Raw genomic sequence first — 25,032 nt, forward strand, 5'->3', positions numbered from 1 at the left:
AATCCCCGGCATGATCGAAACCGACCCGCACGACCGGACCCCGGCCCGCATCCAGGACGACCGCAGGGCGATGCGCCGCACGGGCGCCGCCGCGGCCACCGCTCCGTTCGACGGCCCAGCGGTCGATCCGGCCGTCGACCCCGCCGATCCGGCCGTCGACCCGGCTGCCGCACTGCGCGTACTCATCCAGCGCCGACAGGCCCTCCTGCAGCGCGAGTCCGCGGAGTTGAGGTCTCTGCGCACCTACGCCGACCGGCTGGCCCACGAGCTGCCGCCACCGTCCGCGTCACCTTCCGGACCCCCGGCCGACCTGGAGATCCTCACCGGCACCGATGCCGTCACGACCCGCCTCGACGACATGCTCGACTCCGCCGAGACGGAAGTGCTCGTCCTCGACCGCGGCGCGCTCTCGACGTCCCGGTCCACGGGAACGGGGGAGCCCCGGGACGCCGCGGAGGCGGAGGCGGCGGCCGGAGCGGGCGCCGAGCGGATGCGCCGCCTGCTGGCCCGCGGCATCACCGTACGGACCGTCACCGACCGCCGTGGCACCGATTTCCCCGAACGGGCCCGGGAACTGATCGCCCTCACCCGGCTCGGCCTCCAGGCCCGGATCGGGCAGCGCCTGCCCACCGGACTGGTCCTGGTCGACCGGCGCACCTGTTTGCTGCCACCGGCGCCCTCCGACGGCGAAAGAGCCGACGGGGCGGCCCTGGTCTTCGGCGACTCCCTGCTGCACCGCGCCGCTCTACCGCTGTTCGAATCCCTGTGGGCCCGTGCCACGCCCGTCGGCAGCCCCGGCAGTCCCCTCGCGGCGGACCAGCGGGAACTCCTCGGACTGCTCGCCTCCGGCCTCAAGGACGAGACCATCGCCCGCCGGCTCGGCGTCCACGTCCACACAGCCCGCCGCCGGATCACCCGCATGCTGGAGGAACTCGACGCCGACACCCGCTTCCAGGCCGGGGTCCAGGCCGCCATCCGCGGCTGGCTGCAACCCCACCCCACCGAACCCGCTGACGCGGGGCTACTCGGCGGCGGCCGCCGGGGGTGAGCCGAGAGCCGCGACCAGCGCGTCGCGCGCCAGCCCGCGCAGCCAGGCGTGGGCGGTGTCGGTGTCGTAGCGCTGGTGCCACGACAGGAACACGGGAGCCGGGGGAAGTTCGAGCGGCAGGGGGAGCACGACCAGGTCGGGACCGGCGGCGACCGTGGCGCGCGTGGTGGCCTCGGGGACGGTGACGACCGGATCGCCCTCGCGTGCGAAGGCGAACGCGGCCGCCTCCGTCGGCGCCGTCGCCACCACCCGGCGGCCGAGGCCGAGCCGCGCGAGGGTGTCGTCGACGGCGTTGCCGAGGTTTCCCCGCCGCGAGACGGTGACGTGCTCCGCCGCGGCGTACCGCTGTGCGGTGAGCTGCCCGTCGCGGGTGAAGGGGTGCCCCCGTCTCACGACCACGACGAGACGGGTCTCGCCCACGCTCTCGACGCGGACGTCCGGAGCGCCCGGCCGGTTCGCGTTCGCCTCCAGGTCGACCTCGCCGCGCCGCAACTCCGGTGTGTCGAGGCTCGATTCCGCGACGAAACGCAGCCGTACGCCCGGCGCCCGACCGCGTACGGACGCGAGCAGCGCGGGCCCGCTCAGGGCCACCAGGGAATCGTGCCAGCGCAGCGTGAAGGTGCGCTCCAACGTCGCCAGGTCGAGTTCACGGCTCGGTGCCAGCACCCCCTGGACCTGGTGCAGCAGTTCGTGCACCTGCGCCCGGACGGCGATCGCGTACGGCGTCGGAGTCATCGTGCGTCCGGTGCGCACCAGGATCTGGTCCCCGGTCGTGCGCCGGATGCGGCCCAGACTCCTGCTCATCGCAGGGGCGGTGACGTGGAGGCGCGCGGCCGCCCCGGCCACGCTCCCCTCCTCCAGCAGCGCGTCGAGCGCGGTGAGCAGATTCAGATCCAATTGCATCTGAGTAATCCTAGGCGTTCTTCACATGCATTTGAAGTTAACGGTGCGGCTCCTTACCGTTTGAGGTGTCGGCGCACGACGGAACGCGCGGCCCATCCCCCACCCCCCTTTCTCAGACAGGAGCACCACCATGTCCGGAACGCTGCAGACCCGGCCCGGGACCACCCCCGTCACCACCCCGCTCATCTCCTCCGACACCGACCTGCTCGCCGACACCGTCCTGGCGGTGCGTACGGCCGGTGCGGCGCTGCGCGAGCGCTTCGGTGACGTGGTGCCCCACGGCACCCGCGAAGAGCTGATGGACGCGCTCGCGGCCAACGACGACACGGCGCTCGCCATCCTGCGTCCCCGTCTCACGCAACTCCGGCCGGATGCCGGGTGGGTGGAGGACGAGCTCGACGGCGGAGCGCTGCCCGCCGGCGAGTGGTGGGTCGTGGATCCGGCCGAAGGCAACGTCAACCACCTGCACGCCCTGCCGGAATGGGCGGTCACCGCCACCCTCGTACGCGACAACCTGCCGGTACTCACCGTCGTCCACCTGCCGTTGAGCGGAGAGACCTACACCGCGCTCGCCGGTGCGGGCGCCCACCTGGACGGCCGGCCCCTGCGCGTCTCCCGGACCGCGGACCTGGGCCTGGGCATCGTCGCCACCAGCCAGGCCCGGCCGGACGAGGACGCGGAGGTCGTGCGGAGCGTCGGCCGTTCGATCACCGCGATGCTCTTCGACGCCCTGGTCGTACGCACCTCCGTGCCCGCGACCCTGCACCTGGTCCATGTGGCCGCCGGCAGGACGGACGCCTTCTGGCAGTTCGCCGGGGCCCGGGCGGACCTCCTGCCCGGCGCGCTCCTCGTCCAGGAGGCCGGCGGACGGATCTCCGACGCGGAGGGCCGCCCCTGGACCCCGCAGAGCAGCAGTTTCCTGGCCGCCGCACCGGGCGTCCACACCGGCGCCGTCGCCACGTTGTCCCGCCGGTCCTGACGAGACCTGCCGACACCCGCACGGACCCGCGGACACCCGCACGGACCCGCGGACACCCCGCACAATCCCAGAGGAACGGAACGACATGACCGAGATCGCAGTACTGGGCAACGGCCGCGTGGGCGGCAACCTGGCCGCCGCCCTGACCGGCGCCGGACACCGGGTCACCGTGGCCGACCGCACCCCCGGCGCGGCCGCGCACGCCGCCCGCACGGCCCGGATCGTCATCAACGCCACACCGGGCGCCGGATCACTGGAACGTCTCACCGCCCTGCGCGAGGAATTGCGGGGCAAGATCCTCGTCGACGTCTCCAACGCCACCGCCGACGGCCCGGACGGACTGCCCGCCGACCTGCTCCACCCGGGCTCCAGCCTCGCCGAACAGCTCCAGGAGGCACTCCCCGGAACCAGCGTCGTCAAGACGCTCAACACCATGCTCTTCCCGGTGATGACCGCTCCGGCGATGCTGGCGCAGCCTCCGACCGCGTTCCTCTCGGGCGACGACCCGGAGGCCAAGGCGGCCGTCCGTGCCCTGCTCACCGACCTCGGCTGGCAGCAGGACTGGATCACCGACCTCGGCGGTGTCCGGACCGCCCGCGCCACCGAGGCCGCGGTCCTGTTCGTACCGCACGTGATCCGCGCCGACGGGTTCGCCCCCTTCGCGCTCTCCCTCGCCCGCTGAACCACGCGTCGCAGGGCCGTGCGCGTCGCAGGGCCGTACGTGCCGCAGGGCCGTCCGCATCGCAGGTCCGCTCGGAGAGTCGACGGCACCGGGCAGGTATGGCACGGCATGGTCGGGGAAGGCGCCAGGGCACACCTGACGCAACCGGACACGGAGGGCAGTCGTGGCTGCACATGTACGCAATCCCCTGCACCCGCAGCAGGCCGCCCCACCCACCGCCGCCGGCCCCCACCGGTCCCGCGTCGTACTGCACGTCAACGGCCGGCCGCACCTCCTCGACCTGGACCACCGCGTCACCCTCCTCGACGCCCTGCGCGAGCTGCTCGACCTGACCGGTTCCAAGAAGGGCTGCGACCACGGCCAGTGCGGGGCCTGCACCGTGCTCGTCGACGGCCGCCGCGCCAACAGCTGCCTGCTGCTGGCCGTGGCCCTGGAGGAAGCCGAGATCACCACCGTCGAGGGGCTCACCGCCCCCGACGGCGGCCTGTCCCCGCTCCAGCAGGCCTTCCTCGAGCACGATGCCTTCCAGTGCGGCTACTGCACCCCCGGGCAGCTCTGCTCCGCCGTCGGAGTGCTGAGGGAAGCCGCAGCCGGACACCCCTCGCACGTCACCGACCCGGCCGCCGCGGCCGACACCGCCCGCCCGGTCGTGCTGAGCCCCGAGGAGATCGGGGAGCGGCTCAGCGGGAACCTCTGCCGCTGCGGCGCGTACAACGGGATCTCCGACGCCGTCGCCGCCTGCGCCGCCGCCGGGGCGGCCGGGTCCGTCGGCCGGCCCGAGGCCGCCGACCGGTCAGAGCCCGTCGGCCAGGACGACCCCCCGCCCCCGCCACGCGCGGCCCCGACCCCGGACGTGATCGCGTGAAGCCCTTCGCCTACGTACGCGCCACCACCCTCCAGGAGGCGGCAGCCGCCTACGCCGACCACCCCGGCTCCCGCTACCTCGGCGGCGGCACCAACCTGGTCGACCTCATGAAGCACGGCGTGGAGACCCCCGACACCCTCATCGACCTCACCCGCCTGCCCCTCCACGACATCGAGGAGCTGCCCGCAGGAGCACTCAGGGTCGAGGCCGGTGTCTCCAACACCGACCTGGCCGTGCACCCCCTGGTCCGGACCCGCTACCCCGCCCTGTCCCAGGCCCTCCTCGCCGGCGCGTCCGGCCAGCTCCGCAACGTCGCCACCACCGGCGGGAACCTCCTCCAGCGCACCCGCTGCCCGTACTTCCAGGACATCTCCAAGCCCTGCAACAAGCGGGAGCCCGGTACCGGCTGCGCGGCCCGCGACGGAGTGCACCGCGACCACGCCGTCCTCGGCCACTCCGCGCACTGCATCGCCACCCACCCCTCGGACATGGCGGTGGCCCTCGCCGCCCTGGACGCCGAGATCGAGCTCTACGGCGGCGAGCACGGCACCCGCCGGTTGGCCGCGGCCGACTTCCACCGGCTCCCCGGCGACCACCCCGAACGGGACACCGTCATCCGCCCGGGCGAGATCGTCACCGCCGTGCTCCTGCCCCCGCCCGCGCCGGACTCGGTCTCCCTGTACCGCAAGGCGCGCGACCGGGCCTCGTACGCCTTCGCCCTCGCCTCGGTCGCCGCCGTGCTCGAACTGGCCGACGGCCGGGTGCGCCACGTCTCCCTCGCCTTCGGCGGCCTCGCCCACCGGCCCTGGCGCGCCACCACCGCCGAGGGGCGGCTCACCGTCGCCGTGCCCACCGAGGAGGCCGTACGGGACGCGGTCGACGCGGAGCTGGCCGCGGCCCGGCCCCTGCCCGGCAACGCCTTCAAGGTCGGTCTCGCCCGCAATCTCGCCCGCGACGCCCTCACCACCCTGCTGCGCGCCGCGTCCGCCCCGCCCTCCGGCGCCGCACCCGCCCACCACCAGCCATGACCGCCCCGACCAGCCCCCGAAAGGATTGGGGATCCGCGATGCCGACCCTGCCCGACCGCCCGTCCGCCCTCGGCAGCCCGGCCCGGCGCAGCGAGGGACGCGAGAAGGTCACCGGAGCCGCCCGTTACGCCGCCGAGCGCACACCGCCCGACTGCGCCCACGCCTGGCCCGTGCCCGCCACGATCGCCCGCGGCCGCGTCACCGCCGTCGACACCGCGTCCGCCACCGCCGTGCCGGGGGTGATCGGCGTACTGACCCCGTACGACGCACCCCGCCTCGGCACGGCCGACGACCCCACCCTGCAGCTCCTCCAGGACCCGCACGTGCCCCACCGCGGCTGGTACGTGGCCCTGGCCGTCGCCGACACCCTGGAGGGCGCCCGCGCCGCCGCCGCAGCGGTCCGCGTCACCTACGAGGCCGACCCCCACGACGTCACCCTCACCGTGGACCACCCGCGCGCCTACACCCCGGAAGTGGCCAACGGAGGCCATCCGGCACACCGCGAGCAGGGCGACCCGGACGCCGCGCTCGCCGCCGCCCCCGTAAGCGTCGACTGCGCGTACGCGGTGCCGCCCCTGCACAACCACCCCATGGAGCCGCACTCCGCCACCGCCGACTGGGACGCGGAACGCCACCACCTCACCGTGTACGACTCCAGCCAGGGCGCCGGCCCCGTCCGCGCAGCGCTGGCCGCACTCCTCAAGCTGACGGAGGACGAGGTCACCGTCGTCTCCGAGCACGTCGGGGGCGGCTTCGGCTCCAAGGGCACCCCGCGGCCGCACGTGGTCCTGGCGGCGATGGCATCGCGCCACTACGGCCGGCCCGTCAAACTCGCCCTCCCGCGCGCCCACCTGCCCGCGACCGTCGGCCACCGCGCCCCCACCCTGCACCGCGTCCGGCTCGGCGCCCGGAGCGACGGCACGCTGACCGCCCTCACCCATGAGGTCACCACCCACACCTCCCGGGTACGGGAGTTCGTCGAACAGGCGGCCGTACCGGCGCGCGTCATGTACGCCGTGCCCGATGTCCGCACCACCCACCGGGTGGTGGCCCTCGACGTGCCCACGCCGTCCTGGATGCGCGCCCCCGGCGAGGCCCCGGGCATGTACGCCCTGGAATCGGCCATGGACGAACTCGCCGACACCCTCGGCCTCGACCCGATCGAACTGCGCGTGCGCAACGAGCCCCGCACCGAACCCGACAGCGGCCACCCCTTCAGCAGCCGGCACCTCGTGGAGTGCCTGCGCGAGGGCGCCGAGCGGTTCGGCTGGGCCGACGGCCGCGAGCCCCGTCGGCAGGGCCCGTACCTGGTCGGCAGCGGAGTGGCCGCCGCCACCTACCCCGTCCTCATCGCGCCGTCCACCGCCCGGGCGCACGTACGCCCCGACGGCCGCTACCTCGTCGAGATCAACGCCACCGACATCGGCACGGGCGCCCGTACCGTCCTGAAGCAGGTGGCGGCGGACGCCCTGCGGGTTCCGCTCGACTCCGTGTCCGTGGCCGTCGGGCACACCGGCCTGCCCGCGGCCTCGCTCGCGGGCGGCTCCTCGGGCACCGGCTCCTGGGGATGGGCCGTCCACGACGCCTGTACGGCGCTCACCGCGCGTCTGGAGCGCCATCCCGGGCCGCTGCCGGCCGAGGGGCTGTCGGCGTCCGCCGACACGACCCAGTCCGCCAAGCAGAAGTCCCCGTACTCCCGGCACGCCTTCGGCGCGCACTTCGCCGAGGTGCGGGTCGACACCGTCAGCGGGGAGGTCCGCGTACGGCGCCTGCTGGGCGTCTTCGCCGCCGGCCGGATCCTCAACCCGCTCACCGCACGGTCGCAGTTCAAGGGCGGCATGGTCATGGGACTCGGCATGGCACTGACCGAACACAGCACGATGGACGCGGAGTTCGGCGACTTCACCGAGAGCGACCTCGCCGCCTACCACGTCCCGGCGCACGCGGACGTGCCCGTCATCGAGGCGCACTGGATCGACGAACACGACAAGCACCTCAATCCCATGGGCAGCAAGGGCATCGGCGAGATCGGCATCGTCGGGACGGCGGCCGCGATCGGCAACGCGTTCTGCCGCGCCACGGGCCGCCGCGTGCGCGAACTGCCCCTGACGCCGGACCGTGTGCTGACCGCACTGGCCCGCGACGCCGACCGCCCGCGGTGACCTGACGGCTCTCCGGCCACCCCGGCATCGCCGGTGTGGCCGAGGGCGGCGAGCAGGCGTGCCGCTGGTTCACGTCGCAGGGGTCGGAGTCGCCCCCTCAGCCCGACACCGCAACAGCGGCCACCGGCCCCGGGTACGGCGAAGGCCCCGGTCTCCGAGTGGAGGCCGGGGCCTTGATCGAGCGCTGGGCAGGCCTTGCACCTGCATCCCCCCACGGGAAGTGGGGTGTCTTTCCTTGGACCACCAACGCGAGCCCCGCCGACCGGATGTCCCGGCCGCGAGTACAAGATCCAGCATACCCCACGCCTCGATCCCAGGAGCGCAGCGCGCGCCGCGTTTCCCGTGCCGTTCGGCGCCCCGCCCGGGGTTGCCTTCCGCGACGTGATCGTGTCCCCATCTCCGCCAGAGCTTGACGTTCCGCCTGCCGTTGTCGTTCCGAGACGCGTTCGCAACACCCCCGACGGCTCCAACTCCCCTTCGCGCACGTCACATTCGCAGACACCCACCGTCCGAAGGGGGCCACCATGACGTTGCGCACGCCGAGCCGCGACCCCGGCAGGGGCCGTACCCGCAACCGCAACCGCAACCGCAACCGCACCAGCCGGCCGGCAGGGCCGGCCCTGCTCGCCGCACTCACCGCCGCCGCGGTGCTGATCTCCGGGTGCAGCGCCTCGCAGAGCAACGACCACGGCCGCAGCAGCGGCACCTCCCAGGGGGCGGGCCCGCGGACCGGCGGCGGCAAGCCCGCTCCGGCCCCCGGCCGGAGCGGGCCCGGGGCCGGCGGCAGGGCGGACGGAGCCGCCGGAGCGGAGGAGGGCGAGGACGACGGTCTCCGCACCGGGGCACCGCCCGTCGACCACCTCTCCACCTTCGCGCTCGACGTGGACACCGCGAGCTGGGGCTACGCCCGCCGGACCCTCGCCGACGGCAAGCTCCCCGACCCCGCGACCGTGCGCCCCGAGGAGTTCGTCAACAGCTTCCGCCAGGACTACCGGCAGCCGGACGGCAACGGCTTCTCCGTGACCGTCGACGGCGCCCGCACCGACGCCGCGGACTGGTCGCTGATGCGCGTCGGGCTCGCCACCCGGGCCGGCCCGGGCCAGGACCGGCGGCCGCCCGCCGCCCTGACCTTCGTCGTCGACATCTCCGGTTCGATGGCCGAGCCCGGCCGTCTCGACCTGGTACGGAGGTCCTTGGACCTGATGACCGACCGGCTGCGCGGCGACGACTCGGTCGCCGTCGTGGCCTTCAGCGGCGAGGCCGAGACCCGGCTCCCGATGACCCGCCTGGACGGAAACCGCCGCCGCGTGCACCAGGTCGTCGACCGGCTCCGTCCCACCGACTCCACCAACGTGGAGGCCGGTGTCACCCGCGGCTACGACATCGCCGTCGAGGGCCGCCGGGCCGGCGCCATGAACCGCGTCGTCCTGCTGTCCGACGCACTCGCCAACACGGGCACCACCTCCGCCGACGCCCTGCTGGCGCGGATCGACGGCGCCCGCCGCGACCACGGGATCACCCTCTTCGGGGTCGGCGTGGGCAGCGACTACAACGACGCGTTCATGGAACGGCTGGTCGACAAGGGCGACGGGCACACCGTCTACGTCTCCGACGAGGAGGAGGCCCGACGGGTCTTCTGCGACGAGCTGCCCGCGCAGGTCGAGCTGCGCGCCCGCGACGCCAAGGCCCAGGTCTCCTTCGACCCGCGCAACGTGGAACGGTTCCGGCTGATCGGATACGACAACCGGCGCGTGGCGGACGACGCCTTCCGCGACGACTCCGTGGACGGCGGCGAAGTCGGCCCCGGCCACACGGTGACCGCCCTGTACGCGGTGCGGCTGCGGCCGGGCGCGTCCGGACACGTGGCCACCGCCACCGTGCGCTGGCTCGACCCCGACGGCCGGGCCCCGCACGAGGAGTCCGCCCGGGTGGAGGCCTCCGCACTGACCGGCGGCGGCTGGGACCAGGCGCCGCCCCGCTTCCAGGTCACGGCCGCGGCGGCGTACCTCGCTTCGTCGCTGCGCGAGCGGGGAGGCGGCTGGGAGGAGGTTCCGGGCGCGGTCGGTCCGGGCAGGCTCTCGGAGATCACCGCCCGCCTTGCCGAGCGCACCGAGGACCCGGAGGTCCGGCAGCTTTCCGAGGCGGTGAGCCAGGCCCGCCGACTGCTGGGCTGACGCCCCCGCGGGACGCCAAACCCCCGAAGCGGGCCCGGAAACGAGAAGGGCAAGGAGAGCACTCTCCTTGCCACTCTCAACTTATAGCGTGACGGGGGGCTTGCCGCAAGGGCCCGGACAGGGCGCAGAATCAACGCCCGACCCGTGAACACCCCGGAGGCAACGCAGTGAACGAGCAGTACGTGTGGGACCTTCACCAGGTGGACGAGACCCAGGTCGCGACCGTCGGCGGCAAGGGCGCCCACCTGGGTGCGCTGTCGCGCATCGAAGGGATCCGCGTGCCGGGCGGCTTCTGCGTGACGACCGGGGCCTTCCGGCGGATCATCGAACAGGCCCCCGCGGTGCACGATCTCCTCGACCGCCTGGCGCGCGTGGACCCCGACGACCGGGAGGCGATCCGCACGCTGAGCGCGCGGATCCGCCGGACCGTCGAGGGGACCGCCGTCCCGGACGACCTCGCGGAGGCGGTCACCCGCGCCCTGGCACGGTCCGGCGACCGGGAGGCCGCCTACGCCGTACGGTCCAGCGCGACGGCCGAGGACCTCCCGACGGCCTCCTTCGCCGGCCAGCAGGACACCTACCTCAACGTCGTGGGGACGACGGCGGTCCTCCACCACATCCGCCGCTGCTGGGCGTCGCTGTTCACCGAGCGCGCCGTGACGTACCGCCACCGCAACGGCATCGACCACCGCACGGTCCACATGGCCGTGGTCGTGCAGCGGATGGCCTTCCCCCAGGCGTCCGGCGTCCTGTTCACGGCCGACCCGGTCACCGGAAACCGCCAGGTCGCCACCGTGGACGCCGGATTCGGACTCGGCGAGGCACTGGTCTCCGGCCTGGTCAACCCCGACGTCTTCACGGTGCGCGACGGCGCGGTCCTCGCCCGGACGATCAACGTCAAGCAGCGCGCCCTGACCGCCTTGCCGGCGGGCGGTACGCAGGAGGTCGCCGTCGACGCGGCGCGACAGGAGCAGCCGGCGTTGACGGATGCGCAGGCCGTACGGCTGGCCGGGCTCGGACGGCGGATCGAAGCGCACTTCGGCAGCCCCCAGGACATCGAATGGTGCCTGGTGGACGACGACTTCCAGATCGTGCAGAGCCGTCCGATCACCACCCTTTTTCCCGTCCCCGTCCACGCCGACGGGGACGGGGACGGGGACGGGGACAACCGCGTCTACGTGTCCGTCGGCCACGCGCAGATGATGACCGACCCCATGAAGGCGCTGGGGTACTCCATGTGGCAGCTGACGGCCATGGTGGCGATGCACGAGGCCGGCGGGCGGCTGTTCGTGGACGTCACCCCGCGCCTGGCCACGCCCACGGCACGCGCCGCCCTCCTGGACGCCCTCGGCAAGGGCGACCCGCTGGTTCGGGACGCACTGGAGACGGTCCTCGACCGAGGGGACTTCGTCGCCCCGCGCCCCGACCCGGGCCCCGGCGGGCCGTCGCCCGCGGGCGCGCCCGACCCGATCGAGACCGATCCGGCCGTCGTCGCCGAACTGATCGAGCGCAGCCGGGTGTCCCTCGCCGCTTTGGAACGCGGCATCCGGAGCAAGAGCGGACCGGCGCTGTTCGACTTCCTGCTGGAGGCTTTCGAGGAGCACAAGCGCGTCCTCAGCGACCCGCTCAGCATCCAGGCGATCATGGCGGGCATGGAGGCCACATGGTGGCTCAACGACAAGCTGGAGCAGTGGCTGGGGGAGAAGAACGCCGCCGACACGCTGACGCTGTCCGCCCCCGGCAACATCACGTCGGAGATGGGGCTCGCCCTGCTCGACGTCGCGGACGTCATCCGTCCGCTGCCGGAGGTGGTGGAGTTCCTGCGGGGCGTCCAGGACGACGGCTACCTGGACGGGCTGGCGAAGGTCGAGGGCGGACCGCGGGCGCGGGACGCCATCGAGGCCTACCTCGACCGGTACGGCATGCGCTGCGTCGGCGAGATCGACATCACCAGGCCGCGCTGGCGCGAACACCCCGGCGCGCTGGTGCCCGTGATCCTCGACCACGTCCGCAACTTCGAGCCGGGCGCGGCCGCGCGTCGCTTCGAGCTGGGGCGGCAGAAGGCGCAGCGCAAGGAACAGGACGTGCTGTCGCGCCTGCGCGCCCTGCCCGGCGGGGACGCGAAGGCCGAGGAGACCCGGCGGATGATCGAACGGGTCCGTACCTTCATCGGGTACCGGGAGTACCCGAAGTACAACATCATCAGCCGCTACTTCGTCTACAAGCAGGCACTGACGCAAGAAGCGGAGCGGCTCGTGCAGGCGGGCCTGCTCGCCGAACGGGACGACGTCTTCCACCTCACCTTCCAGGAGTTCCACGAGGTCGTGCGCTCGGGCCGGCCGGTCGACCCGCAGCTCGTCCGCCGGCGAGAGGAGGCGTTCCGGGCGTACCACGCGCTGACCCCGCCCCGGGTGCTCACCTCCGACGGCGAGGCCCTCACCGGGGCCTACCGCCGGGACGACGCCCCCGCCGGCGCGCTGGTGGGCGTACCGGTCTCGGTCGGGACGGTCGAGGGCCGGGCGCGGGTCGTCCTCGACATGGCGCGGGCCGATCTGGAGGCGGGCGACATCCTGGTCACGGCCTTCACCGACCCGAGTTGGTCGCCGCTGTTCGTCGGGATCGCCGGACTGGTGACCGAGGTGGGGGGTCTGATGACCCACGGCGCGGTGATCGCCCGCGAGTACGGCCTGCCGGCCGTCGTCGGCGTCGAGGGAGCCACCCGGCGGATCCGGGACGGCCAGCGCATCCGGGTGCACGGGGCCGACGGGTACGTCGAGATCCTGCCCTGACGGGCGACGGCGCCGCCGCCCGCCCGGCCCGTCGCGTACATGCTCGGGCCCCAGGCGGGCAACCGCGTCCCCGGGGGCCGGCAGCAGAGGAGGCGCAGATGGCCGGGAACGGACTCACACCGCAGGAGACGGCGGCCTGGGACCAGTTGCTCGCAGAACTCAGCGGCACTCGGGCCCGCGCCGGCCGGCGCGGGGGGCGAGCGGCCGCCCGCCGCCGGCTCGGCACGGTCGCGCTCCTGCTGGGGGCGGTCTCCCTGCTCGTGGTGGGAAGCTTCTCCGGCTCCGAGGCCGTGGTCTGGACCGGCGTCGTCGTCTGGGTGGGTGCCGTACTGACCATCTCCCACCGCCAGGGGCACGGCCCCCGGCTCCCCGAGCGTGCCCGGCCCGGCGCGGCCGGCCCGGCCCGTCGCGAACTCACCGAGTAGCGCCGGCGTCCACTACGGTGCCGGTGTGGACCTCTTCACCCGTTCCTGGACGGCGTTGCGCACGGCGGTCGCCGAGATCCCGGACCCGGACTTCGCCCGGCCGTCGGGCTGCGCCGGCTGGCTCGTACGGGACCTCGTGTGCCACTTGGTCATCGATGCCCAGGACGTCCTGATCACCCTGGCCACGCCGGCCGCGACGGCGCCGACCGTCGACGCGGTGACCTACTGGCACGTCGAGGACCGGCCGCCGACCGGCGACGACCCGCTCGACGCGCTGACCGTACGGCTGGCCGCCGCGTACGGGGACCCGCGCCTGCTCCGCTTCCACCTCGACGACGTCGGCTCCGCCGCCGGCCGCGCCGCGGAACTCGCCGATCCGAAGGCCCTGGTGGGTACCCGCGACGAGGTCCTCACGGTGGCCGACTACCTCGGCGCGTACGTCCTGGAGTGGACGCTGCACCACCTCGACCTGATCGCGCACCTCCCCGACGCGCCGACCCGGCCGCCCGCGGAGTGCCTGGCCCGCTCCCGAGCCATGCTGGAACGGATCGCCGGGGCGGCGTTCCCCACCTCGTTCAGCGACCGCACGGCCCTGCTGATCGGCACCGGCCGCAGCACGCCCACCGACACGCAGCGCGCCGAACTGCGGGCCGCGGCGGTGACGTTCCCGCTCATCCTGGGTTAGCCCGTTCGGGGGAAGCCGCGGTCGACGGCCCATCCCGCGCGCGGACCGCGGCGAAGGCCGGGTGTGAGGGGAGCCGGAAGGACCCCCGAGGACCCCGGTCCCACGCCGCGACGACGGGGCGGCACCGGACCGGTGACCCGCAGGCCCACCGCGGCGGGCGCGCGTCGAGCGCGCCCGCGCGACGGGCCGCCCGGGTCCGCTGTGGGTGGCAGTCGGCGCCACCCACAGCACCCCCCCCGGCCTCCGGTGCGTAAAATTGGTGTACGACTGTGCGGTTTTGGTGCAACCATGGTGCACCTCGGTTCCCGAGGTTCCCCAGGAAGGACAGCACCATGGACGAGCAGCAGCTTCCCCCGCATCCCGACAGCGAGCGGTACTCCGTGACCCTGTGCCCGCCGGCGGTCACCATCGTGTCGGAGCTGACCGCCGCGAGCGGCGTCAGCAAGTCCGACGTGATCAACCGGGCGGTGCTCCTGCTCGGCTTCATCGAGAGCGAGCGGGCCAAGGGCAACGACCTGATGATCCGCGACACCGCCGGCGCCCTCGAACGCATCCACATCATCTGAAGCGGCGCGCCCCGGCCGCGGAGCGGCGGCGGTACGAAGCCTGCTGCTCTCCCTGGGCGGCTGACCAGCAGAAACCGTGTGGACTTCGGTGCGGGACCGGCATATCTTCTCGGGGGTCCCGGCCCGACCGGCCGGGGCCGTCCGCTTGTCGTCCGCACCCGTGGGGGGTCCACCGTCATGTCCTTCAGCGCGCCCGGTTCGCCGCCGCCGTACCCGCAGCCCGGCCCGGTCCCGCCCGGTCACCCGTACCCCGGTCATCCGTACCCCGGCGGCCCCGTCCACGCGGTGCCGCCCGCGCCGCAGGGCGAGTTGCGCTCCCCGAACGGCCTGGCGACGGCCCTGACCTGGCTGCTCGGCGCCGCCGGCGCGGTGCACCTCTTCTCCGCCGGAGCAGGCGCGTACGAGCAGTCGTGGATGAAGGGGTTCGCGGGGGACACCCACTTCGACGACCTCGAACTCGGCCTGTCGCCCGCGCTCACCATCGTCGCCGGACTGCTCCAGATGCTCACGCTGCTGCCCACGATCGTCGTCTTCATCATCTGGTTCCATCGGGTGCGCGGCAACGGCGGCATCTTCCGCCCCGATGCCTTCACCCTGGGCCGCGGCTGGGCGATCGGCGCCTGGTTCGTCCCCGTGGCACACCTGTTCCTGCCCTACCGGATCGCCCTGCAGACCTGGCGGGCCAGCACCCAGCGCGGCCCCGACGGCTCCGACCGCCCGGCGCCCGCCACGCTGCTGACGTCCTGGTGGGTGGTCTGGGTCCTCGCGGCGATCGTGGGCCGCGTCTTCAGCCGGCTCTACATGGACGCCGAGACCGTGGACGAGCTGCTCGCGGTGGGCAAGCTCGGCATCGTCGCGGACCTCGCCACCATGAGCGCCGGCGTGCTCGCCGTCCTCTTCGTCCGGCGGCTGACGTCGATGCAGAACACGATGGCCGCCGAAGGCCCCTACGCGAGCGTCTGACGGGCCGACCGCACCGATCCGGCTCCGCCAGCCGCCGGCGCGGGGCCATCGGGAGAACCTCCGCGCCGGGGTGCCGTTTTGGCGCTCCTGCGGGGTGGGTTAGGTTCCGGGCGTGACCCTCGATCGCGGACGACTGCTGGCCGGCCGGTACCGGCTGGCCGAACTGCTCGGACAGGGCGGCATGGGGACCGTCTGGCGGGCCCATGACGAGCAACTCGACCGAGAGGTGGCCCTCAAGGAACTGCGACTCCCGGACGACCTCGACGCGTCCGGCCGCCGGGCCTGGATCGGCCGGCTGGACCGTGAGGCACGCGCGGCCGCCCGGCTGAAGCACCCGGGTGTCATCACCGTGCACGACCGGATAACCGGCGACGACGGCCGACCGTGGATCGTGATGGAACTCGTCCGCGGCCGGTCCCTGGAGGAGATGATCGCAGCGGACGGACCGCTCGCCCCGGCCCGGGTGGCCGGGATCGGCCTGCAGGTCCTGGACGCGTTACGGGCGGTGCACGCCACGGGCGTCACCCACCGGGACATCAAGCCCGCCAACGTGCTCCTCGAGGGCGACCGGGTGGTCCTGACCGACTTCGGGATCGCCGCGGTGGACGGCGACCCCGGTCTGACCCGGTCGGGGGCCGTCATGGGGACCCCTGTCTACATGTCACCCGAGCAGGTGCGGGGGCGGTCCGCGACCGCCGAGTCCGACCTGTGGTCCCTGGGCGCGACGCTGTTCACCGCCGTGGAGGGACACCCGCCGTTCGGCGGCTCCGGCTCCTGGGGCGTCTTCGTCGCCGTCGCCACCGAAGAACCCGCCCCCGCCGTCCGGGCCGGGGATCTCGCCCCCGTGCTGACGGGTCTGCTCCGCAAGGACCCGGCACAGCGCCTCACCGCCGCGGAGGCGCACGACCTGCTCGTCGCAGCGACGGGCGACGCAGGCGACGCAGGCGACGCAGACCACGCAGGCGACGCAGGCCACGCGGAGGCCGCCCGGCCGGCCCCCACCTCGACCGCAGCCGCCACGCTGCGGCTCGCAGCGTCGCCCGACGCCGGTGCGGGAGGCCTGGTGTCACCGGCGGCGGAGGCCGCCCACCGTGCCCGGCGGCGGTACTGGCTGGGCGGCCTGGCCGCGGTCGTCGGGGCCGCCCTGGTCGCGATGCCGTGGTGGTGGCCCGGTTCCGAGTCCCCCGACGACCGCGGCGGGGGCATCCGGGCCACCGACTCCACGGCGCCCGGCCTCCGGTCCCCGTCCACATCGCCCACGCCATCGGCCTCCCCGCCCGCGTCCCCGTCCGCTTCCTCCGCCTCGCCCACCCCGGCGCCGCCGCCCGCCCCCACCGCCCGTCCCACGCGCCCCCCGCTCGACCGCGAGGCAGTCGAGCGCGTCTTCGCCCTCTACATGAACGGCCTGGCCGACCACGACATGACCTCGCTGCGCCGCGGCACCTGCCCCCGGCTGCGCGCGGGTCTGCTCGGATTCGCCCTCAACGGCTACTTCGTGGACCGCTGGGAACTCCAGCCCTACGAGATCCCGTCGAACCGGAACGAACTCAGCGTCGAAGCGAAGATCACCCGGCGCGACCCGGAGACCGGGCAGCCGGCGGGCGAGGTCCTCAACCAGTGGATCATCGAGCGGGACGCCGACCAGCAGTACTACGTCTGCGGCTGGCTCAACGAGGAGTGACCCCGGGTCGTCCGGGTTCGTCCCGGGGCGTCCCGGGCAGGGGGCCCGCGCGCGCCCCGGGGTGCCCCGGGCAGGGCGCCCGCGCCGCTCACGCCACCAGGCGCAGTGACGTCTCCGCGATGCCCAGCCGCACGCTCTGACCCCAGGTCAGCTCCAGGGCGTCGGACTCCATCCCGTCGCCGAAGACCACGATCCGGTCCGACTCCACGGTCAGCCGCAGCCCCTGGCCCCGCCCGAGCTCACCCGTGACCCTCGACGTCCCGGTCGCGGGCGAGGGCCAGGCCTCGCGCACGAACCACAGCAGCCGCTCCTCGCAGGGTGCGGGCAGCCCCACCGTACTGCCGCGCTCCCTCCACAGGGAGCGCAGCCACCCGGTGGCGCCCGTGCCGGTGCCGACCAGCACCCCGGAGGAGGCCTGTGCCTCGCCCGGGCCCTCCTCGCCGTCGGGGCCCAGACGGTAGCGGGCGGTCTGGTGGCCGGGCGGCCCCAGGTAGATCTCGTTCAGCGCGAGAAGGCGCTGGGCGTCGTCGGCGACGGCCTCGACCATCGTCAGCTCGTCCGTCCGGCCCCCACCTGCGGTGGCGGCACGCAGCAACGAGCCCGTGTCGGCCGGGCGGTGACGGACCAGGACCCCGGGGTTCCGCCCCGGATCGGTGTCGATGCCCACCACCGGCTGCCCGGCGAGGTACTTCGCCGTGTTGGCGACCAGACCGTCCTGGCCGACCACGACCACCACGTCCTCCGGGGCGAACAGGAAGCGGTCCAGGTCGGCCCGTTCCACCCGGGAGCTGCGCCAGGTCAGCGGCACCGCCGCCGTCACCTCCCGCAGCGCCCGGCCGGTACGGTCGTGGCGGACGACCACCTCGTCGATCGAGCGGCCCCGGCTGGAGAGGAAGAACGCCGCCTGCCCGTGCGTTCCGTGCCGGGCGAGCAGCTCCTCGTACTCGGTCCTGCGGTGCACGAGTACGGCCCGGGGTGCCAGGCTCACGCGCCCGCCCCGCCTTCCGGGCGTCCGAGCCGGGTGAGGAGCCCGGTCAGGACGTCGGGGGAGAGCGTGATGCTTTCGATCCGCGGCAGGTTCTCCGCCATCCGGGTCGCGGCCAGGGCGTGCAGCGTGCCCGGGTCGGTCTCGCCGTGCACCCGCAGCCAGGCGGCCTGGGCCTCGGCGCGCGCCGCGCCGACCTCACGGGCCGCCTCGGCCTCCGCGCGGGCCAGGCGCACCGTGCGGGCTGCCTCGGCCTCGGTCCGTACCCGGTCGGCCGCCGCCTGCTCCTCGGCCTCACGGCGGGTGTTGATGCCGCGCTGATCGACCAACTGCTCCTCGCGTCGGGCCAGTTCGATCTGGCTGGCCAGCTCGTTCTCGGCGATGGCGCGCTCGCGCTCCACGGCGACGGCCCGGCGTTCGTACGTGGCCCGGTCCGCCTCCTGCTGGATCTGCTCGCGGGCCGGGGTGCGCAGGGCGCGCTCCACCTCGGCCTCGGGGCGGATCGCGACGACCCGTACGGCCACCACGTCGATGCCGGTGGCCGGGAGCCTGGGCTCGGCGGCGAGACCGTCGGCGACCCGCTGCCGTACGGAGGCGACGCCGTCCACCAGTGCGTCGGCCAGGGGGATGCGAGCCAGTACGTCGAGCGTGTGCTGCTGCGCGGTCTCGGTCAGGAGGGTGGCGATCTGCTCCAGGGGCGAACCGCGCCAGCTCCCGGTGTCGGGGTCGACGGAGAAGTCGAGGCGCTCGGCGGCCTGGGCCGGATCGCTGACCCGGTACGTGACCGTGGCCTGCACGGTGACGTCCTGGAAGTCCGCCGTCCGGGCGTGGAAGGCCATGGCCAGTTCCCGGTCGTCGACCGGGACTTCGGACAGCGCCGCCGACAGTGACCGGTACCAGAAACTGAGCCCCCGGCCGTCGTGCACGAGCCGGCCGCGCCTGTGGTGGCGGATGTGGGCGGTGGGCGCGGAGCGCAGGTGCCGCCAGCCGAAGCGGCGGGTGATGTCGGCCATGGAGGACCCCCTCATTTCGTCAGTGCGACGATAATCGGAGGGGTTCATATCGTCAAGGAGACGACAACAGGTGGATCCCATGGTGCGCAGGCTCCCGGGCGGGCGGGATCCCGGACGATACGTTGGATCGCGGAGTGCTCAGGGGGCGTACCGAGGAGGAACCGTGCTGCTGACCGGCAAGACAGCGATCGTTCATGGCGGCTCCGGAGCGGTGGGGGCCGCCGTCGCCCGCGCCTTCGCGCGCGAAGGCGCCGCGGTCCACCTCACCGGACGTACCCTGGCGAACCTCCAGGACGTCGCCCGGCGCATCGAGGGCGAGGGCGGGATCGCGCACGTCGCGGCGCTCGACGCGACGGACCGCGACGCCGTCCACCGCCACGCCGACGCGGTGGCCGCCGTCGGCGACGGCATCGACATCTGCTTCAACGCCACGTCCAACGACGACCTGCAGGGGACCCCGCTCCTGGAGATGGCCGTCGCCGACGTGACCCGCCCGGTCGTCAAGGCGGTGACGACGACCCTCACCACCGCCACCGCGGCGGCGCGGCACATGGTCCCGCGGGGGAGCGGCGTCATCCTCGTCATGGCCGGCGGTCGCGAGACCATTCCCGACCTGGGCGGCTCGCACATCGCCTGGTCCGCCCTCGCCGGGGTCTGCCGCCAACTCGCCGCGGAACTCGGCCCGCAGGGCGTCCGCGTCGCATGGTTGCTCTCGCCCGGCTCGCCCGCACCCGGCGACGCCGACCGGGCCGACGAAGGGGCCCTGCTGCCCGAACGCCCCCGCTACGACGACGTGGCGAACGCCGCCGTCTTCGCCGCCTCCGACTGGGCCCGCACCATGACCGCCACCGAACTCAACCTCAGCGGCGGCCTCGTGACGGACTGACAGCGCGCCCCGAACCGCCCGGTGTGCGCACCCCGCGGCGAGGCGATGGGCGTGCCTGCGCTGGTCACCCACCCGCGCCCGGTCCGGCCGACCCTGGCCTGTCGTGCCCGACCGACCCGCGGCGGGTGGTGAGGCGGGGCCGCGCCGTCGCGCGAGCCCGTCCGCCACCCGCCCGGCTGATGCGCGGGCTTGAGGCGCTCCGCGTACACCTGTGAACACCTCGCGGGATGACGGGCCCTGGCCGGTCAGCCCGGGAACCGTGCCGTCGAGCGCAGCTGCCAGCGGCGTTCGGCATAGGCCAGGTCGTCCCGCCACAGCCGGGCCGCCGCCGCACGCATCACCGGGCGCAGCAGCGGCGCGGCCCGCCGTACGAAAGCGAAGCCCGGCCGGTCCGAGGCCGCCACGACGGCTTCGATCACCGCGGTGCGCGGCCGGCCCCGCTCGTCCGGTCCGAGCGGGGTGGCATGGGTCTCCACCGTCGAACCCGCGCCCTCTCCCTCGGTGATCCGCATGACGACGGTACGGGGCCCGGGCGCGTCGAACGTCGCCCGCACCGGCACCACGAGCCGGCCGGACACCTTGAAGGAGACCTCGACTTCGAGCCGGTCCGGGCCACCCGCCTCCGGCTCGGGCGAGCCGACCACCGTCAGGTCCACGAAGGAGTAAGGGTGCAGCCAGGCGCCGTGCCAGGGGTCCAGGCGGTTGGCGACGACGTCTTCGGGCTCGCAGACGCCGGTGCCCTCGTACACGGCCGTCAGCCCGTCGGCAGGTGCCGGGCGGCCCGGCACGACGGGGGCGTCCAGCGGTTCCTCCCCACCGATGTCGTCGAGGCGAACCCACAGCAGGACGCCGTCGTCGAACGCGGGCAGTGGCTCCCAGCCCGCGAACGCGGACCCGTCGAGGGCGAGCCCGTGCCAGTGGCACACCAGAGTCCCGCACCGTACGGGGCTGTCCGCGAGGGGCGCCCCGAGGTGCGGGCAGATACCCGGTCCCGCGTGGACCCGCCCGTCGGCGCCGCGCCAGAGGACCACCTCGCGGTCGGCCACCGTGCGGGCCAGGGGCCGGTCCCGGCCGAGGCCGTCCGTCGCCCCCACCACGTACCAGTTACCCGACGGCCGGGCCTGGGCCCGCTTCAGCGCCCCGGCGATCAGGCCCGGCTTCGCGTCGCGCCAGGTCGGGCGCTGCCGGTCCCACGGAACGGGTTCGCGGCGCAGCGAGAGGGGGAGCCGGGGCCTGCGGGCGGACGGCTGTCGCTTCACGCGACCTCCTTCGGGACCGGTCGGGTCGGGTCTGCCGGGGGAGCCGGGGGAGCGGGTGGACCGGAGACCGAGGGCCTGCGCGCTCCGGCGGCCCCCCGGCGGTGGCGCAGCCGGGCAGCCGCCAGCCGCACCAGTCCCTCCGTCGCGACCGCGGCACGCTTGCGGCGCGGGACGACGGAGCGGCGGTGGAGTACGGCGTAGCCGTCCCCGGCGACGGCGTCGAGAATGCCCCCGTACAGGATGTACGCGGTGCGGATGCAGGGCCGGGAGACGGGGGAGAGCATGGCGAGCCCGGGTCGGGCCTCCTCGTAGACGCGGCGGGTCAGGGCCTCGAACTCCCTCAACGCCCCCAGCACCCGGCCGTCCTGACGACCCGTGTCCCTGCAGTGGCGCAGCAGCGCCCGGTCGGCCCCGTGCGCGGTGAGCAGGTCGGCCGGCAGGTAGACGCGACCGCGGTCGAGGTCCTCGCCGACGTCGCGGAGGAAGTTGGTGAGCTGGAAGGCCACCCCGAGCGCCGCGGCGTGCGGCTCGGCCTCCTCGGGCGGCACCACCGTGCCCAGCACCGGCAGCATCTGCAGGCCGATCACCGCGGCCGAGCCGTGCATGTAGGCGCGCAGGTCGGCGTAGGTGGGGTAGTCCGTCACGGTCAGGTCGGCGCGCATCGCCGTCATGAAGTCGTGGAAGTGGCGGTGGTCGATGGCGTAGCGACGGGCGGTGTCGGCGAGGGCCAGTACCACCGGTTCGCTGCTGTCCAGCTCTCGCAGGCCGCGGCGCATGCGCTCCTGCAGCACGGCCAGGTGCACCTCGCGGAGGCCGTCGTCGATGCCGGGGTCGGTCGCGTCGACGATGTCGTCGGCCCATCGCGCGAAGCCGTACAGGGCGTGCACGGCGGGACGGTGCTCGGCGGGGAGCAGACGGGTCGCCAGGAAGTAGGTCTTGCCGTGCGCCGCGTTCAGTTCCCGGCACCGGAGGTACGCGGCGCGGAGCAGCGGGTCGGTGATGCCGGCGGCGTCGAGTTCGCGTGCGGTCACCGGGTCACCCCCTTCGGGTGGAGGGCGGGGCGTCGGGCCGGGCCGGTGATCCGGGCCGCCGCGAGCTTCCCCGACACCAGAACGGTGGGCACGCCCACTCCGGGGGTCGTGCCGCAGCCGGCGAGGACGGCGTTCTCGGTGCCGCGGACCAGGTTGCGGGGCCGGAACGGACCCGTCTGCAGGAAGGTGTGGGACACCGAGAAGGGGGTGCCCGCGGCATGACCGTCATCCAGCCACTGCGCGGGGGTGACCAGGGACTCGTCCTCGATGGCCCCCTCGATGCCGTCGAGACCGCGTCGCTCCAGCTCGCCCAGGAGCTCGGCCCGGTAGCGCGGCCCGAGTTCACCCCAGGCGGAACCGCGCGGCCCGATGCGGGTGTTGGGGCAGGGCGCGAGGATGTAGTGCAGGTGACGGCCCGGTGGGGCCAGTGACGGGTCGCTCGCCGTGGGCCGGGTGATGAGCAGGGACGGATCGCTCATCAGGCGCCCGTGCCGGGTGAGTTCGTCGAAGGTGGTGCGCCACGCGGCGCCGAACGAGATCGTGTGGTGGGCGAGGAGCGGCCAGGTGCGGTCCGTGCCCGCGTGCAGCACGACGGCGGACGGGGAGTGCCGCAGCCGCACCGGCCGGGTCGGGCGGCGGCCGAGGAGCCGGTAGGCGACGGGCAGGTCGGGCGTGAGGACGACCGCGTCGCACGGGATGCGGTCCTTCGCGGTGACGACGGCGGTGATCCGTTCGCCGGAGCGTTCCAGCCGGGTCACCGGCTCGCCGAACCTCAGCTCGGCGCCCGCGTCGGCGGCGGCATCCGCCATGGCCCGGGGCAGGGCGTGCATGCCGCCGCGCGGGAAGTACACCCCGGCCACCGTGTCCATGTACGCGATGACGGCGTACGCGGCGAGCGCACGGGCCGGCGGCACCCCCGCGTAGAGGGCCTGGAAGGTGAAGACCCGGCGAAGCCGCTCGTCGTCCAGGAATCCACCGATGCGCCGGTCCAGGCGGCCGAAGCCGCCGAGCGCGGCCAGCCGGGCGAGGTCACCGGTGAGCAGGCTCAGGGGGGAGTCGAAGTTCGCGTCGATGAAGCGGCGCATCTGGGCCCGGTAGATCCGCTCCAGCCAGGCGCGCAGCCGCAGATAGCCGGCCGCCTCACCCGCACCGGCGAACCGCTGGACCTCCGCGGCCATCGCCTCGCCGTCGGTGTGCACGTCCAGGGTGCTGCCGTCCGCGAAGGACGCCCGGTACGCCGGGTGCAGCGCAACCAGGTCCACCCGCCGGTACAGACTGTCGCCGACCGCCGCGAAGGCCTCGTCCGCCAGGTCGGGCATGGTCAGCACGGTGGGGCCGGTGTCGATCCGGTAGCCGTTCAGATCGAGGCGCCCCGCCCGCCCGCCGGGCAGGTCGGCCCGTTCCACGACGGTCACCCGGCGGCCCGCGCCCAGCAGGTGGAGGGCCGCCGACAGGCCGGCCAGACCGGCTCCGACGACGACCACGTGGTCGGTGCGTCCGCGCACGGTGCGGGTCATCGGCGGGCCTCCGGCCCGGTCGAGCCCTCCGGGGGCGAGGTGGGCCCGGGGCGTACGCGGCCGGGCGGGCCGTCCACGGCTCGCGACGCCGTCGCCGCGGTCAGCAGCCCGCGCAGGCGGGCCTTGGCCGCGGTGTCGGGCAGGGCGCCGTCGAAGTGGCGCAGCCCCCGGGCCGACAGGCGGGCGATCTTCGTCTCGACCGCCTGCCGGGCGCCGGTCCGTTCCAGCACGTCGCGCACCTCGTCGAGGTCGGCGGGCTTCAGCTCCTCGTCGCCGAGCGCCCGTTCGAGTACGGCCAGGGCCGGCCGGTCGGCCGTGGCCTCGGCGCGCGCCAGGGCCAGCGCCGCCAGATAGGTGGGCTTCCCGGTGCGGATGTCGTCCCCGCAGCTCTTGCCGGTCCGGAGGGGATCGCCGAAGACGTCGTCGAGGTCGTCGCGCAACTGGAAGGCCATCCCGACGCAGCGTCCCGCGGAGCCCAGCGCCCGTGTGGTGCGGCCGTCCGCGCCCGCCATGGCCGCGCCGAGCGCGAGGGGCCGCTGCACCGAGTACAGGCCGCTCTTGAGGTGGGCGGCGCGCAGGGCCTGCGGCTGCGAGCGTGATCTCGTCAGCTGTCCCTGGAGGTCGAGGAACTGGCCCGCCACCATCTCGGTGCGCATGTCGCTCCACACCGTGCGCACCAGGGCCGCGGCCGTCGCCGTCATCGACGCGGGGTCGAGCGCCGTCTCCACCACGACGTCGTCCGCCCAGGCCAGTGCCAGGTCCCCGGCGAGCACGGCGGAGGACTCCCCGAAGCGGGCGGTGCGGGGCGCGGGCGCGGCACCGGCGTACTGGTCCTGCAGATCCGCGTGCAGGGTCGGCCGGCCGCGCCGCAGGGCCGAACCGTCCATCATGTCGTCGTGGACCAGGGCGCAGGTCTGGAGCAGTTCGAGCGCCGCCCCGATGCGCAGGGTCGCGGCGACGGTCGGCTCGTCGCCGCCGCCGCAGGCGCGCATCGACCACCACAGGAGCTGCGAGCGGGTGCGCTTGCCGCCCTCCCGGGTGAAGCGCGCGACGCGCCCGGCCAGTTCCGCGGCGAACAGGGCGTCCAGCGCCCCGGCCCGTGCGAGCCGGTCGGCGAGGACCACCTCCAGTGCGTTCCCGACCGCGGCGGGCACGTCCGCGTCGACGGCCTCGGCCGCGGGGGCCACCGGGTCCGCCGGGTCCGCCGGGGGCGGCTGGTCCGGCCGGCCCGGACGTGGTGCGGATTGCGGGGGAGCCGTCAGGCGGGGGACGGGCGACGGCGGGGCCGCGGAGGGGTCCTTCGCCTGAATCGGGCGCATCCCGGTTCCTTTCGTCGTGGCTGTGATCGCTGTCTCGGGTCTTCGGTCCCTTCCCGTGATACGGATGCGGTG

21 protein-coding genes are annotated in these 25,032 nt (G+C 74.4%); 14 read left to right on the plus strand and 7 right to left on the minus strand.

The genetic code is table 11. The features are described from left to right. Window positions 1-10 precede the first annotated feature (10 nt). Window positions 11-1,048, plus strand: a complete 1,038-nt coding sequence (locus AC2RP6_RS36390) for a helix-turn-helix domain-containing protein (protein WP_486450083.1) — start codon at window positions 11-13, stop codon at window positions 1,046-1,048. Here the strand turns inward: AC2RP6_RS36390 and AC2RP6_RS36395 are convergent. Beyond that, window positions 1,022-1,951, minus strand: coding sequence for a LysR family transcriptional regulator (locus AC2RP6_RS36395; protein WP_486450084.1), 930 nt, complete (start codon window positions 1,949-1,951; stop codon window positions 1,022-1,024). The genes AC2RP6_RS36390 and AC2RP6_RS36395 overlap by 27 nt on opposite strands. Before the next feature lie 130 nt (window positions 1,952-2,081). Here AC2RP6_RS36395 and AC2RP6_RS36400 point away from each other — a divergent pair, with 130 nt between their 5' ends. The 12 genes from AC2RP6_RS36400 (at window position 2,082) to AC2RP6_RS36455 (ending at window position 16,950) form a co-directional block, all read left to right on the plus strand. Continuing rightward, window positions 2,082-2,930, plus strand: a complete 849-nt coding sequence (locus AC2RP6_RS36400) for an inositol monophosphatase family protein (protein WP_486450085.1) — start codon at window positions 2,082-2,084, stop codon at window positions 2,928-2,930. A gap of 85 nt (window positions 2,931-3,015) precedes the next feature. Continuing rightward, window positions 3,016-3,612 carry an NADPH-dependent F420 reductase gene (locus tag AC2RP6_RS36405; protein WP_486450086.1) on the plus strand — a complete coding sequence of 199 codons (597 nt, stop codon included), beginning with the start codon at window positions 3,016-3,018 and terminating at the stop codon, window positions 3,610-3,612. Window positions 3,613-3,799: 187 nt separating this feature from the next. Further along, the gene (locus tag AC2RP6_RS36410; RefSeq protein ID WP_486450573.1) at window positions 3,800-4,477 is read left to right on the plus strand and encodes a 2Fe-2S iron-sulfur cluster-binding protein; all 678 of its coding nucleotides are present in this window, start codon (window positions 3,800-3,802) and stop codon (window positions 4,475-4,477) included. After that, window positions 4,474-5,505: an FAD binding domain-containing protein gene (locus tag AC2RP6_RS36415; protein WP_486450087.1), complete on the plus strand. Its 1,032-nt coding sequence runs from the start codon at window positions 4,474-4,476 to the stop codon at window positions 5,503-5,505. The genes AC2RP6_RS36410 and AC2RP6_RS36415 overlap by 4 nt, the downstream gene beginning before the upstream one ends. Before the next feature lie 38 nt (window positions 5,506-5,543). Further along, window positions 5,544-7,667 carry a xanthine dehydrogenase family protein molybdopterin-binding subunit gene (locus AC2RP6_RS36420; RefSeq protein WP_486450088.1) on the plus strand — a complete coding sequence of 708 codons (2,124 nt, stop codon included), beginning with the start codon at window positions 5,544-5,546 and terminating at the stop codon, window positions 7,665-7,667. A gap of 524 nt (window positions 7,668-8,191) precedes the next feature. Further along, window positions 8,192-9,841, plus strand: coding sequence for a vWA domain-containing protein (locus AC2RP6_RS36425; protein ID WP_486450089.1), 1,650 nt, complete (start codon window positions 8,192-8,194; stop codon window positions 9,839-9,841). 167 nt (window positions 9,842-10,008) lie between these two features. Next, window positions 10,009-12,630, plus strand: coding sequence for a rifamycin-inactivating phosphotransferase (rph, locus tag AC2RP6_RS36430; protein WP_486450090.1), 2,622 nt, complete (start codon window positions 10,009-10,011; stop codon window positions 12,628-12,630). Window positions 12,631-12,728: 98 nt separating this feature from the next. Beyond that, window positions 12,729-13,055 carry a hypothetical protein gene (locus tag AC2RP6_RS36435; protein ID WP_486450091.1) on the plus strand — a complete coding sequence of 109 codons (327 nt, stop codon included), beginning with the start codon at window positions 12,729-12,731 and terminating at the stop codon, window positions 13,053-13,055. A gap of 25 nt (window positions 13,056-13,080) precedes the next feature. Beyond that, complete coding sequence (locus AC2RP6_RS36440) at window positions 13,081-13,740, plus strand: maleylpyruvate isomerase N-terminal domain-containing protein (RefSeq protein ID WP_486450092.1); 660 nt, start codon at window positions 13,081-13,083, stop codon at window positions 13,738-13,740. Between the two features lie 332 nt (window positions 13,741-14,072). Next, on the plus strand, window positions 14,073-14,306 hold the full coding sequence (locus tag AC2RP6_RS36445) for a hypothetical protein (protein WP_486450093.1): 234 nt from the start codon (window positions 14,073-14,075) through the stop codon (window positions 14,304-14,306). A 177-nt stretch (window positions 14,307-14,483) separates the two neighbouring features. After that, a complete protein-coding gene (locus AC2RP6_RS36450; RefSeq protein ID WP_486450094.1) occupies window positions 14,484-15,269 on the plus strand; it encodes a DUF4328 domain-containing protein in 786 nt (261 codons plus the stop codon). A gap of 112 nt (window positions 15,270-15,381) precedes the next feature. Further along, window positions 15,382-16,950, plus strand: coding sequence for a serine/threonine-protein kinase (locus AC2RP6_RS36455; RefSeq protein WP_486450095.1), 1,569 nt, complete (start codon window positions 15,382-15,384; stop codon window positions 16,948-16,950). A gap of 88 nt (window positions 16,951-17,038) precedes the next feature. Here the strand turns inward: AC2RP6_RS36455 and AC2RP6_RS36460 are convergent, their stop codons facing one another. Together AC2RP6_RS36460 and AC2RP6_RS36465 are read right to left on the minus strand one after the other, a co-directional pair. Next, window positions 17,039-17,938, minus strand: coding sequence for an NAD(+)/NADH kinase (locus tag AC2RP6_RS36460; protein ID WP_486450096.1), 900 nt, complete (start codon window positions 17,936-17,938; stop codon window positions 17,039-17,041). Next, window positions 17,935-18,948 (minus strand): SPFH domain-containing protein, encoded by a 1,014-nt coding sequence (locus tag AC2RP6_RS36465; protein WP_486450097.1) that lies wholly within the window; start codon window positions 18,946-18,948, stop codon window positions 17,935-17,937. Before AC2RP6_RS36465 ends, AC2RP6_RS36460 begins: the two co-directional genes overlap by 4 nt. Window positions 18,949-19,111: 163 nt before the next feature. On the opposite strand from AC2RP6_RS36465, the gene AC2RP6_RS36470 reads away from it, so the two are divergent. After that, window positions 19,112-19,834: an SDR family NAD(P)-dependent oxidoreductase gene (locus AC2RP6_RS36470; RefSeq protein ID WP_486450098.1), complete on the plus strand. Its 723-nt coding sequence runs from the start codon at window positions 19,112-19,114 to the stop codon at window positions 19,832-19,834. Window positions 19,835-20,079: 245 nt separating this feature from the next. Here AC2RP6_RS36470 and AC2RP6_RS36475 read toward each other — a convergent pair whose 3' ends face one another. From AC2RP6_RS36475 to AC2RP6_RS36490, 4 genes are read right to left on the minus strand one after another with little or no spacing between them, the layout of a single operon-like run. Next, a complete protein-coding gene (locus tag AC2RP6_RS36475) occupies window positions 20,080-21,093 on the minus strand; it encodes a Rieske (2Fe-2S) protein (RefSeq protein ID WP_486450099.1) in 1,014 nt (337 codons plus the stop codon). Beyond that, complete coding sequence (locus AC2RP6_RS36480; protein WP_486450100.1) at window positions 21,090-22,124, minus strand: phytoene/squalene synthase family protein; 1,035 nt, start codon at window positions 22,122-22,124, stop codon at window positions 21,090-21,092. Before AC2RP6_RS36480 ends, AC2RP6_RS36475 begins: the two co-directional genes overlap by 4 nt. Then, on the minus strand, window positions 22,121-23,641 hold the full coding sequence (crtI, locus tag AC2RP6_RS36485) for a phytoene desaturase family protein (RefSeq protein ID WP_486450101.1): 1,521 nt from the start codon (window positions 23,639-23,641) through the stop codon (window positions 22,121-22,123). Before crtI ends, AC2RP6_RS36480 begins: the two co-directional genes overlap by 4 nt. Beyond that, entirely contained in the window at window positions 23,638-24,960 is a 1,323-nt protein-coding gene (locus tag AC2RP6_RS36490; RefSeq protein WP_486450102.1) for a polyprenyl synthetase family protein, read from the minus strand. Before AC2RP6_RS36490 ends, crtI begins: the two co-directional genes overlap by 4 nt. Window positions 24,961-25,032: the final 72 nt, after the last annotated feature.

It is taken from the genome of Streptomyces sp. WAC03905 (assembly GCF_057371075.1).

Excerpts from the sequence above, each read along its gene's own strand:
- AC2RP6_RS36390 (WP_486450083.1), top strand. The coding sequence starts at position 11 with ATGATCGAAACCGACCCGCACGACCGGACCCCGGCCCGCATCCAGGAC.
- AC2RP6_RS36395 (WP_486450084.1), bottom strand. The coding sequence starts at position 1,951 with ATGCAATTGGATCTGAATCTGCTCACCGCGCTCGACGCGCTGCTGGAG.
- AC2RP6_RS36400 (WP_486450085.1), top strand. The coding sequence starts at position 2,082 with ATGTCCGGAACGCTGCAGACCCGGCCCGGGACCACCCCCGTCACCACC.
- AC2RP6_RS36405 (WP_486450086.1), top strand. The coding sequence starts at position 3,016 with ATGACCGAGATCGCAGTACTGGGCAACGGCCGCGTGGGCGGCAACCTG.
- AC2RP6_RS36420 (WP_486450088.1), top strand. The coding sequence starts at position 5,544 with ATGCCGACCCTGCCCGACCGCCCGTCCGCCCTCGGCAGCCCGGCCCGG.
- AC2RP6_RS36425 (WP_486450089.1), top strand. The coding sequence starts at position 8,192 with ATGACGTTGCGCACGCCGAGCCGCGACCCCGGCAGGGGCCGTACCCGC.
- AC2RP6_RS36435 (WP_486450091.1), top strand. The coding sequence starts at position 12,729 with ATGGCCGGGAACGGACTCACACCGCAGGAGACGGCGGCCTGGGACCAG.
- AC2RP6_RS36445 (WP_486450093.1), top strand. The coding sequence starts at position 14,073 with ATGGACGAGCAGCAGCTTCCCCCGCATCCCGACAGCGAGCGGTACTCC.
- AC2RP6_RS36450 (WP_486450094.1), top strand. The coding sequence starts at position 14,484 with ATGTCCTTCAGCGCGCCCGGTTCGCCGCCGCCGTACCCGCAGCCCGGC.
- AC2RP6_RS36465 (WP_486450097.1), bottom strand. The coding sequence starts at position 18,948 with ATGGCCGACATCACCCGCCGCTTCGGCTGGCGGCACCTGCGCTCCGCG.
- crtI (WP_486450101.1), bottom strand. The coding sequence starts at position 23,641 with ATGACCCGCACCGTGCGCGGACGCACCGACCACGTGGTCGTCGTCGGA.
- AC2RP6_RS36490 (WP_486450102.1), bottom strand. The coding sequence starts at position 24,960 with ATGCGCCCGATTCAGGCGAAGGACCCCTCCGCGGCCCCGCCGTCGCCC.